Annotated in this window: 13 protein-coding genes; 5 read left to right on the top strand and 8 right to left on the bottom strand. The window is 67.4% G+C overall.

Annotated features, from left to right (window positions below; all coding sequences use genetic code 11):
• Positions 1 to 25 precede the first annotated feature (25 nt).
• The 3 genes from fdhF to AZ34_RS12890 are packed head-to-tail and all read left to right on the top strand — an operon-like array spanning position 26 to position 4,044.
• Positions 26 to 2,911: a formate dehydrogenase subunit alpha gene (fdhF, locus tag AZ34_RS12900; RefSeq protein WP_035611697.1), complete on the top strand. Its 2,886-nt coding sequence runs from the start codon at positions 26 to 28 to the stop codon at positions 2,909 to 2,911.
• 20 nt (positions 2,912 to 2,931) lie between these two features.
• Positions 2,932 to 3,813, top strand: a complete 882-nt coding sequence (gene fdhD / locus AZ34_RS12895; RefSeq protein WP_035611695.1) for a formate dehydrogenase accessory sulfurtransferase FdhD — start codon at positions 2,932 to 2,934, stop codon at positions 3,811 to 3,813.
• Between the two features lie 9 nt (positions 3,814 to 3,822).
• Positions 3,823 to 4,044, top strand: a complete 222-nt coding sequence (locus AZ34_RS12890) for a formate dehydrogenase subunit delta (RefSeq protein WP_035608677.1) — start codon at positions 3,823 to 3,825, stop codon at positions 4,042 to 4,044.
• A gap of 96 nt (positions 4,045 to 4,140) precedes the next feature.
• Here AZ34_RS12890 and AZ34_RS12885 read toward each other — a convergent pair whose 3' ends face one another.
• Positions 4,141 to 5,400 carry an Hsp70 family protein gene (locus tag AZ34_RS12885; protein ID WP_035608675.1) on the bottom strand — a complete coding sequence of 420 codons (1,260 nt, stop codon included), beginning with the start codon at positions 5,398 to 5,400 and terminating at the stop codon, positions 4,141 to 4,143.
• A gap of 239 nt (positions 5,401 to 5,639) precedes the next feature.
• On the opposite strand from AZ34_RS12885, the gene gstA reads away from it, so the two are divergent.
• Positions 5,640 to 6,245 carry a glutathione transferase GstA gene (gene gstA, locus AZ34_RS12880; RefSeq protein WP_035608673.1) on the top strand — a complete coding sequence of 202 codons (606 nt, stop codon included), beginning with the start codon at positions 5,640 to 5,642 and terminating at the stop codon, positions 6,243 to 6,245.
• 85 nt (positions 6,246 to 6,330) lie between these two features.
• Entirely contained in the window at positions 6,331 to 7,572 is a 1,242-nt protein-coding gene (locus AZ34_RS12875; protein ID WP_035608671.1) for a Bcr/CflA family efflux MFS transporter, read from the top strand.
• A 46-nt stretch (positions 7,573 to 7,618) separates the two neighbouring features.
• Here AZ34_RS12875 and AZ34_RS12870 read toward each other — a convergent pair whose 3' ends face one another.
• From AZ34_RS12870 to nirD, 7 genes are all read right to left on the bottom strand, one after another.
• Positions 7,619 to 8,269 (bottom strand): hypothetical protein, encoded by a 651-nt coding sequence (locus tag AZ34_RS12870; protein WP_035608669.1) that lies wholly within the window; start codon positions 8,267 to 8,269, stop codon positions 7,619 to 7,621.
• 48 nt (positions 8,270 to 8,317) lie between these two features.
• Positions 8,318 to 9,004 (bottom strand): Rieske 2Fe-2S domain-containing protein, encoded by a 687-nt coding sequence (locus tag AZ34_RS12865; RefSeq protein WP_035608664.1) that lies wholly within the window; start codon positions 9,002 to 9,004, stop codon positions 8,318 to 8,320.
• A complete protein-coding gene (gene cobA / locus AZ34_RS12860) occupies positions 9,001 to 9,882 on the bottom strand; it encodes a uroporphyrinogen-III C-methyltransferase (RefSeq protein WP_197026550.1) in 882 nt (293 codons plus the stop codon). Before cobA ends, AZ34_RS12865 begins: the two co-directional genes overlap by 4 nt.
• A gap of 11 nt (positions 9,883 to 9,893) precedes the next feature.
• On the bottom strand, positions 9,894 to 10,295 hold the full coding sequence (gene crcB / locus AZ34_RS12855; protein WP_035608662.1) for a fluoride efflux transporter CrcB: 402 nt from the start codon (positions 10,293 to 10,295) through the stop codon (positions 9,894 to 9,896).
• A 43-nt stretch (positions 10,296 to 10,338) separates the two neighbouring features.
• The gene (locus AZ34_RS12850; protein ID WP_035608661.1) at positions 10,339 to 11,106 is read right to left on the bottom strand and encodes a type IV pili methyl-accepting chemotaxis transducer N-terminal domain-containing protein; all 768 of its coding nucleotides are present in this window, start codon (positions 11,104 to 11,106) and stop codon (positions 10,339 to 10,341) included.
• A gap of 40 nt (positions 11,107 to 11,146) precedes the next feature.
• Positions 11,147 to 14,002 (bottom strand): nitrate reductase, encoded by a 2,856-nt coding sequence (locus AZ34_RS12845; protein WP_035608658.1) that lies wholly within the window; start codon positions 14,000 to 14,002, stop codon positions 11,147 to 11,149.
• Positions 14,003 to 14,127: 125 nt separating this feature from the next.
• The gene (gene nirD, locus AZ34_RS12840) at positions 14,128 to 14,514 is read right to left on the bottom strand and encodes a nitrite reductase small subunit NirD (protein ID WP_051509800.1); all 387 of its coding nucleotides are present in this window, start codon (positions 14,512 to 14,514) and stop codon (positions 14,128 to 14,130) included.
• Between the last annotated feature and the right edge of the window lie 40 nt (positions 14,515 to 14,554).

Here is a 14,554-nt window from a genome sequence, read left to right as displayed (position 1 = left end):
CACCGAACCTTTGAAGGAGCGCACCATGCTCGACCATCTGAAGCTCGAAATCGATTACGGCACGCCCCTGCGTGAGTCCGAGAAAAAGGTCACGCTGGAGATTGACGGCCAGTCCGTCACCGTGCCCGAGGGCACGTCGCTGATGCGCGCCGCGGTGGACGCGGGTGTGAAAGTGCCCAAGCTTTGCGCCACCGACAGTCTGGAGCCCTTCGGTTCCTGCCGCCTCTGCCTGGTGGAGGTGGAAGGCCGCCGCGGTTTCCCCGCCAGCTGCACCACGCCCGCCGAGAACGGCATGAAGGTGCACACGCAGACCAGCAAGCTGCAGGAGCTGCGCAAGAACGTGATGGAGCTGTACATCAGCGACCACCCGCTGGACTGCCTGACCTGCTCGGCCAACGGCAATTGCGAGTTGCAGGACATGGCCGGCGTGACCGGCCTGCGCGAGGTGCGCTACGGCCAGGGCGCCGACGCGGGTGCGAACCACTTCAAGGGCGAGAGCAAGCCCTTGATTGACTTTTCCAACCCCTATTTCAATTACGACGCGAGCAAGTGCATCGTCTGCAACCGCTGCGTGCGTGCTTGCGAGGAAACGCAGGGCACTTTCGCGCTGACGATTTCCGGCCGCGGTTTCGACAGCCGCGTCTCGCCCGGCCAGGACGAGCCTTTCATGGCCTCCGAGTGCGTGAGCTGTGGCGCCTGCGTCGAAGCCTGTCCCACGGCCACCCTGCAGGAAAAGAGCGTGGTCGAGCTGGGCCAGCCCGAGCACAGTGCCATCACCACCTGCGCCTACTGCGGCGTGGGTTGCGGCTTCAAGGCCGAGATGAAGGGCAACGAGGTCGTGCGCATGGTGCCTTGGAAGGACGGCAAGGCCAACGAAGGACATGCCTGCGTCAAGGGCCGTTTCGCCTGGGGTTATGCGACGCACCAGGACCGCATCACGAGCCCGATGATTCGCAAGAGCATCCACGATCCCTGGCAGGAGGTCAGCTGGGAAGAGGCCATCAACTACACGGCCAGCGAGTTCAAACGCATCCAGGCCAAGTACGGCCGTGATTCGGTGGGCGCGCTGGTGTCCTCGCGTTGCACCAACGAGGAAGGTTATCTGGTTCAAAAGCTGGTGCGTGCGGCCTTTGGCAACAACAACGTGGACACCTGCGCCCGTGTCTGCCACTCACCCACCGGCTACGGCCTGAAGCAGACGCTGGGGGAATCCGCCGGCACGCAGACCTTCAAGTCGGTGGAGAAGAGCGACGTCATCATGGTGATCGGTGCCAACCCGACCGATGGCCACCCGGTGTTCGGTTCGCGCATGAAGAAGCGCCTGCGCGCTGGCGCCAAGCTGATCGTGGTGGACCCGCGCCAGATCGACCTGGTCAAGAGCCCGCACATCCGATCGGACTACCACCTCAAGCTCAAGCCGGGCACCAACGTCGCCATCATCAGCGCGCTGGCGCACGTGGTTGTGACCGAGGGCCTGGTGGACGAGGAGTTCGTCAAGGCGCGCTGCGAGATGAAGTCCTTCAATGAGTGGCGTGACTTCGTGGCCAAGCCCGAGAACTCGCCCGAGGCGATGGAGGCTGTCACCGGCGTGCCAGCCGAGCAGATCCGCGGCGCGGCGCGACTCTTCGCCACCAAGGGCAAGAACGCGGCCATCTACTACGGCCTGGGCGTGACCGAGCACAGCCAGGGTTCGACCATGGTCATGGGCATCGCCAACCTGGCCATGGCCACCGGCAATGTGGGTCGCGAGGGTGTGGGCGTGAACCCGCTGCGCGGCCAGAACAATGTGCAGGGCTCCTGCGACATGGGCTCCTTCCCGCACGAACTGCCGGGTTACCGCCATGTGTCGGACAGCACCGCGCGCAGCCTGTTCGAAAGCGCCTGGAACGTGGAACTGCGCGCCGAGCCCGGCCTGCGCATCCCCAACATGCTGGGCGCCGCCGTGGACGGCAGCTTCAAGGCCCTGTACTGCGAGGGCGAGGACCCGGTGCAATCCGATCCGGACACCCAACACGTGGCCCATGCCTTGGAGTCCATGGAATGCGTGGTGGTGCAGGACCTGTTCCTGAACGAAACCGCCAAGTACGCCCACGTGTTCCTGCCCGGCGCATCGTTCCTGGAAAAGGACGGCACCTTCACCAACGCCGAGCGCCGCATCTCGCGCGTGCGCAAGGTGATGCCGCCCAAGGCCAAGTACGCGGACTGGGAAGTGACGCAGATGCTGTCCAACGCCCTGGGCTACCCGATGAACTACAAGCACCCGAGCGAGATCATGGACGAGATCGCCGCGCTGACGCCGACCTTCAAGGGCGTGAGTTTCGACAAGCTGGACAAGCTGGGCAGCGTGCAGTGGCCGTGCAACGACGAGGCGCCCGAAGGCACTCCGACCATGCACATCGGCAGCTTCGTACGCGGCAAGGGCAAGTTCATCATCACCCAGTACGTGCCGACCGACGAGAAGGTCACGCCCAAGTACCCGCTCATCCTCACGACCGGGCGCATCCTGTCCCAGTACAACGTGGGCGCGCAGACCCGCCGCACGGAGAACGTGCACTGGCACAGCGAGGATCGGTTGGAGATTCACCCGCAAGACGCCGAGGACCGTGGCATCAAGGACGGCGACTGGGTCGGCATCCAGAGCCGTTCGGGTTCAACCGTGCTGCGCGCCATCGTCACCGACAAGGTGCAGCCGGGCGTGGTCTACACCACTTTCCACTTCCCCGAGTCGGGTGCCAACGTGATCACCACGGACAACTCCGACTGGGCGACCAATTGCCCCGAGTACAAGGTGACGGCGGTGCAGGTTCTGCCTGTGACGCAGCCTTCCGAGTGGCAAAAAGGCTACGAGCGCTTTAACCGCGAGCAGTTGCAGCACTTGCAGGCCGCGCAGGCTGAGGTGGTGGGCAAGTAAGTTTGCCGGACAATGCAGGCATGAAGCTGCACGACCTGCCCCCGCAAACCCTGCCGCGCGCCGAGGCGCTGCCGAAGGATGCCCGCAAGGTTCCGGTCTCGGGCCTGCACGATGGGCAGGTCTTCCATGGCGAGGACTGGGTGGCCGAGGAATGCCCCGTGGCCCTGGTCTACAACGGCATTTCCCACGCGGTCATGCTGGCCACGCCGGCGGACCTGGAAGATTTCGCCCTCGGCTTTTCCCTGAGCGAAGGCATCGTCGACAGTCCGGCGCAGGTCTACGGCATCGAAACCCAGTCTGACGTGTCCTGCGCAGGGCAGACGGGCATCACGGTGAACCTGGACATTGCCTCGGCCAGCTTCGCCCGTCTGAAGGAGCGCCGTCGCACCCTCGCCGGGCGCACGGGTTGTGGTCTGTGCGGCACGGACAGCCTGGAACAGGCCGTGCGTGCGCCTACGGCGTTGCCGGCCGATGCGCAGAACGTGTTCCAGGCTGCGGCGGTGTCCGCCGCCCTGGGTCAGATGCGTGAACGCCAGCGTCTGCTGGGCATCACGGGGGCGACGCACGCGGCGGCCTGGTGCGCGGCGGATGGTGAAATCATGTTGCTGCGCGAGGACGTGGGCCGCCACAACGCGCTGGACAAGCTGATCGGTGCCTTGTCCCGACCGGGTGCGCCTGCGAGGGCGGCGCAGCCTGGCGCGGGCTTCATCATCGTCAGCAGCCGAGCCAGCTACGAGATGGTGCAAAAGACCGCCAGCGCAGGCGTGGCCTTGCTGGCGGCCGTGTCCGGTGTGACGGGCCTGGCCATTGACATGGCTCAGGGTTGTGGGCTCAGCCTGCTGGGTTTCGCCCGTGGCCAGGACCTGTCCGTGTACAGCCATCCCCAAAGAATCATTTTGTGAGACCTCATCATGAACCTCGACCACCTCATCCGCATGGCCAACCAGATCGGCACCTTCTTCGCGGCCATGCCCGACCGGGCCGAGGCGCTGGAGGGCATCGCCAATCACATCCAGAAGTTCTGGGAAGCGCGCATGCGCCGTGAACTGGCGGCCGCCATCGAATCCGGCCGGGCCGAGGCCTTGCTTCCCATCGTGCGCGAGGCCTTGAGCAAACATCCCTCGCCGGTGTAAATAGCAACCGTCCCAGTCCAGTGGGCGCGCGGCCGATGCGCCGCTCAGGTCGCGTCGGTCCTTGGTCTCAAGGCAGCCGCGCGAGTGCTGCGTGTCTCAGACCCCGCCGCCGTAGGCCAGTCCCGAGGCCACCCCGCCGAACAAATCCCCTTCCACCAGCGGCACGTCCGCGAACTCCGCTTGCAAGGCCTGCTGGAAGGGCCGCAGGGCGGAGGACCCGCCGGTGAGGTAGATGGCCGCGAGCGCGCCGTCGCCCACGCCCGCCTGGCGCACGCAGTCGCGGGCGCAGGCCACGGTGCGCGCCAGCAAGGCCCTGAGCTGATCCCGCATCGCACCCACCGTCATCGGTGCGGTGAGCTCCGGCTCCAGTTCTGAGAGGTCCATGTCCGTGTCGCGGTCCTCCAGCGAGCAGCGGATCTTGGCCTGCTCCACCGCATGGGCGATGCGGTGGCCGTGGCGCTCCCGCAGTGTGCGCATCAGGCGCTGGTGCAGGCGCGCGTCGGCGTAATTGGTCCAGAGTGCCTGGGCCTCGGCGATGGCGCGGGGCTGGTAGAGCCAGTGGATCAGGTGCCAGGTCGCGAGGTCAAAAAAGATGCGGCTGGGCACCTCTCGCCCCTGGGGTCCGATGTGGCGATAGCCCAGCAGGGGCATCACTTGTTCCAGACTGAGTTTGTGGTCGAAGTCCGTGCCACCGATGTGCACGCCGGTGGTGGCCAACACGTCGCTTGCGCGATCGGACGCTTGAATGCGCTGAGGCCCCAGGCGCACGACGGTGAAGTCCGAAGTGCCACCGCCCAGGTCCACCACCAGCACGGTGCTTTCCCGGTCCAGGCGCCGTTCGTAGTCCAGCGCGGCGGCGATCGGCTCCAACTGGAAGCTTACGTTCTCGAAGCCCACTTTATGCGCGGCCTGCAGCAGCGACTGCTGGGCCAGGGCGTCACGCGCCGGGTCGTCGTCCACGAAATGCACGGGCCGGCCCAGCACCACGCGAGTGGGGGCTGCACCCAAGGCCTGCGCGGCGCGCTCGCGCAACGTGGACAGAAAGGTGGCGATGATGTCCTGGTAACTCAGCGCGCGGTTGTGCACCGTCGTGGTCTCTTGCAGCAAGGGGCTGCCCAGCAGGCTCTTGAGCGAGCGCATCAGCCGTCCCTCCGTGCCCTCCAGGTACTGTGTCAGCGCGTCACGCCCGAAGTGCGTGCTCAGATCCTCGTTGTTGTAGAACACGGCCGTCGGCATGGCCGTCGCGCCTTGTTCCAAGGGGATCAGCCGCGCCTGGGTTGCGGGTTCGGCCCAGGCGATGGCGGAGTTGGAGGTGCCGAAGTCGATGCCGAGGGTGCCGGTGAGCGTGCGGGTCATGCGCGGTGAGGGTGAAGTATGCGAAGGAAACAGCGGGGCGGCAGGCATGATCGGTTTTGAGCGCAGGCATGAGGAGGTACCGATAGAGGCTGGGCCGCGCCGCGAAGGTCGCGGATTGTGCCACTCGCGCATGCGCGGGGCGGGCGGATTTGCCTACACTTGGCGCTTTCCGCCGCGCGCCCAAGCCGCCAGAGGCTGGGGCCGTTCTTTTCTCTCCCTACACCCACACACTACGACTCATGAAACTCTACTTCAAGCCCGGCGCCTGCTCCCTCTCCCCCCACATCGTGCTCGAGGAACTGGGCCTGCCCTACGAGGCCGTGGCCGTGGACACCAAGGCGAAGAAGCTGCCCGATGGCTCGGACTATCTGGCCATCAATCCCAAGGGGTACGTGCCTGCCCTGCAGCTCGACAGCGGCGAGGTTCTGACCGAGGGGCCTGCCGTCGTCCAGTACTTGGCTGACCAGAAGCCCGAGAAGAAGTTGGTTCCGGCCAACGGCACGATGGAGCGCTACCGCCTGCAGAGCTGGCTGACCTTCATCGGCACCGAGGTCCACAAGTCTTTCAGCCCGCTCTTCAATCCGGCCATGCCCGAGGAGGCCAAGGCGATTGCGCGCGCCAACCTGGAGCGTCGCCTGGGCTGGGTCAACCAGCAGCTCGCGGGCAAGGACTACCTGATGGGCGCTGACTTCACCGTGGCCGACGCCTACCTGTACACCGTTGCAAACTGGGCGCGCCTGGTCAAGTTCGACATCAGCGCCTTGACCAACCTCACCGCCTACATGGCCCGCGTGGCAGCGCGTCCGGCGGTGCAGGCGGCGCTGAAGGCCGAAGGCCTGATTTGATGCCCTTGGGCCGCTTGTCCAGCCCCGGCATGGCCGGTGGGCCAACGTCGCCGCGCCGGCTGTTTCATTCGGTGATCGGCTGAGCATGGTGACTTCTGCTGCCCCGCCCCGGGGGCGCACCGCCAATCTGGTGCTGCAGGTTGCTTTCGGCCTGGTGGCCATGACCTTGTGCCTGCCGGCTCTGCCGGACTGGGCGCATGAGTTTGGTGCCAGCCAAGCCACCGTGCAGCTGAGCTTCAGCGCCTACGTGGCTGCTTACGGCAGCCTGCAGCTGGTCTACGGCCCCTGGTCGGACCGCCTGGGTCGCAAGCCTGTGCTGCTCTTTGGCTTGGCGCTGGCGGTGCTGGGTTCCTTGCTCGCGGCCCTGGCGCCCAACCTGGCCACCCTCATCGCGGCGCGTGCCCTGCAGGGCGCGGGCACGGCCGCCGGCATGGTGGTGGGCCGAGCCTTGGTGCAGGATTGGTTCGCCGGTCACGAGCGTCCGCGTGTGATGGCCTACATAGGCATGGTCATGGGCCTGTGCCCGCCCCTGGCCACGCTGCTGGGGGGCTACATCCATGTGCAGGCTGGCTGGCGCTGGGGTTTCGTGCTGCTGGCCGCGTTGGCGCTGCTGGCCTGGATCATGGCCTGGCGGGACATTCCGCCCGGTCGGCCGGTGCGCGCCGCGTCAGCCGGTGTACCTGCGCAGGACGCGCCCCGGCATTGGCTACGGACCTTGGCCAATTCGTATGCGCGCTTGGCGCGTGAACCGGCCTTCCTGCTCTACGTGGTGGTGCTGGCGTCCACCACGGCGGCGTTCTATTGCTTTCTTTCCGGCGCGCCCATCGTGCTTGCAGGGTATGGCGTGGCACCACAGCAGGTGGGCTGGTACATCATGGCCATCCCCTTTCCCTATGTGCTGGGCAATCTGCTGACCACCCGCCTGGTGGACGGCTGGGGCGAGCGGCGCCTGATGGCCGTGGGCCAGTGTGCCGTGCTGCTCGGTTTGTCACTTCTGCTGGGGCTGGCCTGGGCAGGCTGGCGTAGCCCGCTGGCCTTTGCCTTGCCCCTGGTTTTCATCGGGGTGGGCCATGGCCTGTTGACGCCACCCGCGCTGGCGGGCACGGTCAGTCTGGTGCCCGCGCTGGCCGGCTCGGCCGCCGCCGTGGCAGGCATGACCCAACAACTGCTGGGCGCGCTGGCCGCTTATGGCGTGGGTCTGGTGTCGCATGAGGGCCCGGTCAACCTCGGGCTGCTGATGCTAGGCGCCTCGCTGGCGGGCCTGCTCGCGCAGCTGCTGCTGTTCGGCGTGGTGCTGCGCCGATTCCCAGCAAACCAGAAGGCGTGACGTCTAGGCAGCCCGGGCCCATAGCGAGCCCAGGCTTTGACGGGTATCAGCGTTGGCGTGCACCAGGCCGCAGGCGCCACAGCCAGGTCAGCAAGGCCACCAGCACCGCGGCGGCCATGGCGTAGCCGATGGCGCGCGACAGCGGCAGTTCACCTTCCCGCGCGGCACCCATGAAGAAGAGGATGAAGGCGAGCAGGTGCACCAGCAGGCGCTGGGTGCGCACCCACAGTGCGTCGCTGCGGTGGAACCAGGCCAGCAGCACGTCGGCCACCCACCAGACCGCGAACACCGTGTCCAGGCGGGGGGCGCTCACGCGCGGGGTGTCGAGGATGCGCGACCAGTCGTTGCCGAAGACCAGCACCACGGCCCAATAGAAGTGGATGGCGAAGGCCAACAGTGAGACGGTCCAGAAGGCCAGCCAGTAACGCCAAGCCACGGCCGAGCCGCGGATGAAGGGGAACAGGCACAGGGCCGGCGTGACCAGGGCGATGGTCGCCCAGATCGTGAAGAAGGTGACATGCAGGTCGAAGCGCTGCTCGGGCCGCATGTCGGGCGCGGCGCCGCCGGGCGGCAGCAGCGAGAAAATGGCCTGGTCACGCGTCAGCCAGGCGGCCAGCAGGGCGGCAAGCGAGAGCAAGACACCGAGCACCAGGGCTTGCAGCAGGGCCTGGCGGTCGGTTTCGGCACGTTGGAACATGATGGGGCGGGGAGTTGCGGGGCCGTGATGGTGCCACAGCCTGGCGGCTTACCAGCGTGCCTGGATGTGGCCGGCCTCCACCTGGCTCTCCAGACGGGTGAGTGGCGTGTCGCCCTTCCTGATGCAGTCACCGCTGACCACGTCGAATTCCCATTCATGCTTGGGGCAGGTCAGCGTGATGCCTTTCTTGCTCGCCCGGTTCAGTGCGAGTTCCGGAATGTTGGTCGCGTTGTGGGGGCAGAGGCTGTCATAGACCTTCACGACCTCACCCTCGCGGTAAAGAAAGAGGCCTCGGCCCTCGCAATCCACGCGTCGGATTTGACCGTCGGGCAACTCGTCCAGCGCCATCACCGAGCGCCAGCGCGGCTCCTCCTTCGTTGCCACCTCCCCGCCTTGGGGCGCGCCTGCCGGGCTGCCTTGCAGAGCCTCAAGCGTGAACTCGGGCAGGTTCATGGACAGGATCACGTCCGTGGCCCAGACAATCTTCGTCAGGCCCAGGGCGGGAAAGGCCATCAGCAGCGCGTCGATCACTTCGGCGGCGCTGCAGCCCTCGCGCAACGCGCGCCTGAGGTACTGCTTCAGGCCGCGCTCGGTCTGCGCATGCACCTTGGTGATGACGGAAATCAGGTTGCGTGTCTTGGGGTCGAGGTGCTTGCCCGCGTCCTTGAGGAAGCTGAAGTAGTGCGTCATGGCCTCGGGGCGGGCCTGGACGAGGTAGTCGAGCGCGGCGCTCATGAGAAGGCTCCTGGATGGGACAAGGACGGCGGCAGTTGCAGGTCGTCGTGGGTCAGGCGCATGGCCGCGCCGCTGCGGGGGTCGAACCAGTCGAGCGCGCCATGCAGGGTCACCACGTCGCCCACGATCAACAGGCTGGGCGAACGGAGGTCCTGCACACCAGGCTGCGTCGGCAGGTCGGCCAGGGTGCCGGTGATGACGCGCTGCGTCGCCAGCGTCGCGTGCTGCACGGCGGCGATGGGGCGCGTGGGCGGCGCGCCGTGTTCGATCAGCGTGCGGCAGATGGCGGGCAGGGCCGACAGGCCCATGTAGATCACCACGGTCTGCTGGGGGCGTGCCAGCGCGGCCCAGTCCAGGTCGAGCTGGCTCAGGCCGCGCGCGCCGTCCGATGCGGCGTCAGCGGCGCCCTGGACGTTCTTCAGGTGGCCGGTCACGAAGAGGCAGCTCTGGGCGTGGTCGCGGTGCGTGAGCGGGATGCCCGCGTAACAGGCCACGCCGCTGGCCGCCGTGATGCCGGGCACGACCTCGAAAGGCACGCCGGACTCGGCCAGCTTCTGCATCTCTTCGCCGCCGCGCCCGAAGATGAAGGGGTCGCCGCCCTTGAGGCGCACGACTTGGCGGCCTTCGCGGGCCAGTTGCACCAGCAGGGTGTTGATCTGCTCCTGGCGCAGCGTGTGTTCGTTGCGGCGCTTGCCGGCGTAGATGCGCTGCGCTGCCGGGTTGGCCAGGGCCAGCACGCCGTCGGACACCAGGTTGTCGTAGACCAGGGCGTCGGCCTGCGCGAGGATGCGCGCGGCGCGCAGGGTCAGCAGTTCCGGGTCGCCGGGGCCGGCGCCGACCAGATAGACACGGCCTTCGATGCGGTCGGGGTGTGACATCGGTGGCGGGTTCATGCGGCGCGGGCCACGGTGAGGGCCAGGGCCCATTTCGCGCTCTGGATGCCGACGACGGTCAGTAGCAGCGAACCGGCGAGGTGCAGCACCGCCGTGCCCAGGGCCAGGGCATACCGTTGCTGCAGCAGCATGTCCACCACCTCGGCGGAGAAGCTGGAAAACGTGGTCAGCGCGCCCAGGAAACCTGTGACGAGCAGCAGGCGCCAGGCCGGGTCCAGCTGCGGCAGGGCCTGGAAAACAGCCACGCAGACCCCGACCAGATAACCGCCGATCAGGTTCGCGGCCAGTGTGCCCCAGGGCAGGAGTGAGCCGGAGCTGTTGAGCCAGAGACCGAGTTGCCAACGCGCCAACGCGCCGAGGCAGGCACCGAGGCAAATTGCGAGTAGGGGAGCCAGCATGGCCGGAAGTTTAGCCCTGGACCGATCCGAACCCCGATCGGGCTCAGGCCGCGAAAGTGTGGCGCTGCTCGGCGAGCACCGCGGCCTTGCGTGTGAGACCGTCGATGACGTCGGTGATGTTGGACAACACATTGGCGACGACCGCGAATTCACGCCCATGCTGGCCCGCGCGGGCGGCCATCACCTGGGCGTTGAAGCTCACGATCTTGGCCTCCTTGGCGACGCCCTGGATATCGCCCACGATGCTGACCAGCTCCTTGAGCATGGCCCCAGAGCGGCTGCGGGTGATGTCGTCGAAGGTCGTCGTCGCCGTGTCCAGCGCGGCCAGGATGCGGTCGGTCTGTTCGACCAACTGAGCGATGGCCTCGGGCGCTGCTGTACTGCCTTGCGCGATGCCATCGATGGCATCGCGCACCAGGCGCATGAACGCATCAATGACGGGTCCCACGCCCGCCGGGCCTTGGTAGGTCTCGTGGATGCGGCGGGCTTCGGCGGCGGCCAGCCCGGTGGCCGCACCGCTCAGCCGCTGGTGGCTCTCGCTGAAAAGCTGCAAGGTGCGGCGTGCGTCGTCCAGCCGCTTCCCATCGCCGCGCGCGGCCAGCAGGATTTGCAGGATCAGGCGTTGCGACAGCATGCGCTGACGCGCCGCGAGGTTGACGATGGAGATGTCCTGCGGGCGTGGTGATGTGGCCGTGGTTGTCAGAGCTGCGGGTGTTGTCGCTGCCACGCCGTGTGTTGGGGTCCCGGGCATCAGCAGGGGGACGGCGGCCCTCGGGGTGGCGGTGGGGGTGGAGAAGCGCGGTGTGGACATGGGGCGAAGCAGACGGCGGCTGTGGCAGGGGGACGACGACTTATGTGATCTTTTCAAGCGCTTGCAAGGCGGATGGCACCACAGGCGTGCGGCGCACCAGGCGCTGCAACTCGGGCACGCAGGAGCCGCAGTTGCTGCCGCATTTCAATTGCTGCTGCAGGGCAGTCAGGCGTTCGCGCTCGTCGCCGCTGCATTGCATCAAAGTCTGTGTGATCACGTCCTCGCTCACGTTGAAGCAGGTGCAGACCTGGCGCGTGGCCGGGCGCGTGGCGTCGAGCGCGGCCGGTGCCTGGGCGCCGGGCATGAGCAGCAGACGGCCGTAGGCCTGCACCGGCATGTCCTGCTGCAACAAGGCGCGCAACCAGCTTTCGGCGCGGGTGTCGCCGCCCAGCAGCAGAGCCTGCAGCGTGGTCGGTCCAGCCGCTTGCTCCGCGTCCCGGCGCAGCAGCAGGGCGCGGTGCTGGCCGCGCCTGCGGTCCGCGTATCGCAGCACGCCCTGGACGTCCAAGCCCAGCAGGGCCTCGATCTCGACCAGCAGCTCATCCGGCGCCGGCGCGTCTGCGGCCGCGCGCAGCAGCAGGCCGGTCTTGTCATGGCCGAAGGGCACACAGCTGGCGTAGGCAAAGCGGCTCATCAGGCGGCGCAGCGCCGCCTGAGTCACTCCCACGCGTTCGGGCGGCAACCAGGCCAGGCCAAGCAGTGTCCAGGGCAGATCGGCCTTGAGCACCTTGACCGCCGCGTGCTTGAGTTCGGGCTGCTTGGAGACGGGATCGAAGGCCGAGGTCGTGAGTGCGTTGACCCCGGCCAGGGGCAGGCCGGCGCTGCCTTGCCCACTGAGGAATTCCGAGCCCCAGTGCATGGCCATGTAAGCCTGGCCGCTGGCCACGTCCTCGCTGGCGTGCAGAGGCAGGACGATGCTGCCGCGTTTGCTGGTGAGGTGCACAAGCTCTCCTTCCTTCAAGCCGCGCCGTGCCATGTCGCTCGCGTTCAGCTGCACCGCCGGTTCGGGCGCGTGGCCGAAGAGTCGGCCCAGGGTGCCGGTGCGGCTCATGCCGTGCCATTGGTCGCGCAAGCGGCCCGTGGTCAGTGCGAAGGGAAAACGAGCATCGCGCGCCTCGGCCACCGGCTGGAAATCTACCGCGGCAAAACGCGCGCGGCCATCGGTGGTGGGGAAACGACCGTCCTCGTAGAGTCGCGCCTGGCCTGTCGCGGCGCCGTCCGGGAACGGCCACTGGCGCGGCGCCTCTTCAAGTTGTTGGTAGCTCACGCCCGTGATGTCCAGGTCGCGCCCGCGTGTGCTCTCGCGGTGCTCGTTCCAAATGGATTGCGGGTCGTTGTAGGGAAAGAGGTCGTGGTTCGGGCCGAAGCCCAAACGCTGCATCTTGGTTTGCAGACGACGCGCGAAGTCCACGGCGATGCGCCAGTCGTGCCGGGCCTGGCCGGGCGCTGACACGGCGGGGCGCACGCGGCTGATGCGGCGCTCGCTGTTGGTGACGGTGCCGTCCTTCTCGCCCCAGGTGGTGGCGGGCAGCAGCAGATCGGCAAAGTCGCAGGTGGCCGTGGTGGCAAAGGCTTCCTGCACGACCACGTACTCGGCGCGTTGCAGGGCGCGGCGCACGGTGGCCTGGTCGGGCATGCTCTGCGCGGGGTTGGTGCAAGCGATCCAGAGTGCCTTGATCTCACCGTCGGCGGCGGCCTGGAACATCTCCACCGCGGTCTTGCCGGGCTGGTCGGGCACCGATGGCAGGCCCCAGAGCGCGGCGACCTCGGCGCGGTGCGCGGGGTTGGCCAGGTCGCGGTGGGCAGACAGCAGATTGGCCATACCGCCCACTTCGCGCCCACCCATGGCATTGGGCTGGCCCGTGAGCGAGAAGGGGCCAGCGCCAGGTTTGCCGATCTGGCCCGTGGCCAGGTGCAGATTGATCAAGGCCGCGTTCTTGGCCGTGCCGCTGCTGCTCTGGTTCAAGCCCTGGCAGTAGAGGCTGAGGGTGGGCTGCCGGTGCTGCGGTTCGCCGTTGCCCCCACCACCCGTGGCGAACAGGCGCGCGGCTTGCGCCAGTGCTTCCTTGCTGATGCCGCAGACCTGCGCGGTCCGGTCCGCCGTCCATTCGCGCACCCGTGCCTTGAGTTCCTCGAAACCGTTCGTGTGCGCGGCGATGTAGGCGGCATCCGTCCAGCCTTCCCACAGCATGAGGTGCAGCATGCCGTGGAACAGCGCCACGTCGGTACCGGGCTGGATCTGCAGAAAGAGGTCTGCACTGCTCGCGGTGTCGGTGCGGCGCGGATCGACCACGACGATTTTCAGCGCGGGATTGCGACGCTTCGCGTCCTCAATCCTGCGGAACAACACGGGGTGGGCCCAGGCGGTATTGCTGCCCGCGATGAACAGGCAGCCGGCGTGGTCGATGTCCTCGTAACAGGCAGGCGGTGCGTCCGCGCCCAGCGTCAGCTTGTAGCCCGACACGGCGCTGCTCATGCACAGGCGCGAGTTCGTGTCGATGTTGTTGCTGCCGATCAGGCCCTTGGCCAGCTTGTTGAAGACGTAATAGTCCTCGGTCAGCAATTGGCCGCTGATGTAGAAACCCACGGCGTCCGGGCCATGCGCCTCGATGACCCCAGCGAAGCGCGTGGCGGCCTGGTCCAGCGCATCGTCCCAGCCGATCGCTTCGGGGGCATCGCCGCGTTGTGCGCGCCGCAGGGGTTGTAACAGGCGCTGTTGGCGCGTGATCTCGGGCGTGGCCGTCAGGTGCAGGGTCGAGCCTTTGGAGCACAGGCGCCCGAAATTGGCCGGATGCTCCGGATCACCGCGCACGCCGGTGATCAGATCACCCTCGCTCTCGATGATCACACCGCAGCCCACGCCGCAGTAGGGGCAGGTGGAGCGAGTTGCTTTCACGATGACTCTGCCCCGACGTAGGCGTTTCCAATGCTCGCCCGGCGGGCGCGCCGCGAAGCGGCGAGACCGCAGTAGGGGCAGGTGGAGCGAGTCTCTCTGGGCATGCTGCGTCCCCAGGGTGGCGTTCAGGCGCAGGCCGACTTGCGCAGGCAAGGACCGGCCACAGGTGGCGCGATGTCCAGCGCCAGGGTGGCGAGTTCGTTCGCGTCCAGGTGCACGAGGCCGTTGTCCACCATGACGGCGAAACGCTGTGTGCTGCCTTCATCGGGCGCGCGGGCACATCCGCTGGCGAATTCGATGGTCCAGTTGTGCAGCGGGCAGGCCACGCTGGCGCCGAAAACGATGCCTTGCGACAGCGGCCCGCCCTTGTGCGGGCAGCGGTCCAGCAGGGCGTGCACCTCGTCCTGCGCCGTGCGAAACAGCGCCACGGCCATGCCCTGGGGGCGTTCGACGCGGCGCGCGCCCAGCCGAGGGATGTCCTCGACCTGGCAGATGGGGGTCCATTGGTTCATGTTCATGGCAGATGGGTGGGCTACGCGAGTTGGGCCTGCG

It is taken from the genome of Hylemonella gracilis str. Niagara R, from assembly GCF_000600295.1.
Lineage (GTDB): Bacteria > Pseudomonadota > Gammaproteobacteria > Burkholderiales > Burkholderiaceae_C > Hylemonella > Hylemonella gracilis_A.
Note: the sequence above shows the minus strand (reverse complement) of the source record. Positions and strands in the feature narration are given on the sequence as shown.

Bases quoted from the DNA above. Each gene is read 5' to 3' on its own strand.
- AZ34_RS12875 (WP_035608671.1), top strand. From the start codon at position 6,331: ATGGTGACTTCTGCTGCCCCGCCCCGGGGGCGCACCGCCAATCTGGTG.
- nirD (WP_051509800.1), bottom strand. From the start codon at position 14,514: ATGAACCAATGGACCCCCATCTGCCAGGTCGAGGACATCCCTCGGCTG.
- AZ34_RS12865 (WP_035608664.1), bottom strand. From the start codon at position 9,004: ATGAGCGCCGCGCTCGACTACCTCGTCCAGGCCCGCCCCGAGGCCATG.
- AZ34_RS12890 (WP_035608677.1), top strand. From the start codon at position 3,823: ATGAACCTCGACCACCTCATCCGCATGGCCAACCAGATCGGCACCTTC.
- gstA (WP_035608673.1), top strand. From the start codon at position 5,640: ATGAAACTCTACTTCAAGCCCGGCGCCTGCTCCCTCTCCCCCCACATC.
- AZ34_RS12885 (WP_035608675.1), bottom strand. From the start codon at position 5,400: ATGACCCGCACGCTCACCGGCACCCTCGGCATCGACTTCGGCACCTCC.
- fdhD (WP_035611695.1), top strand. From the start codon at position 2,932: ATGAAGCTGCACGACCTGCCCCCGCAAACCCTGCCGCGCGCCGAGGCG.
- AZ34_RS12870 (WP_035608669.1), bottom strand. From the start codon at position 8,269: ATGTTCCAACGTGCCGAAACCGACCGCCAGGCCCTGCTGCAAGCCCTG.
- cobA (WP_197026550.1), bottom strand. From the start codon at position 9,882: ATGTCACACCCCGACCGCATCGAAGGCCGTGTCTATCTGGTCGGCGCC.
- AZ34_RS12850 (WP_035608661.1), bottom strand. From the start codon at position 11,106: ATGTCCACACCGCGCTTCTCCACCCCCACCGCCACCCCGAGGGCCGCC.
- fdhF (WP_035611697.1), top strand. From the start codon at position 26: ATGCTCGACCATCTGAAGCTCGAAATCGATTACGGCACGCCCCTGCGT.
- crcB (WP_035608662.1), bottom strand. From the start codon at position 10,295: ATGCTGGCTCCCCTACTCGCAATTTGCCTCGGTGCCTGCCTCGGCGCG.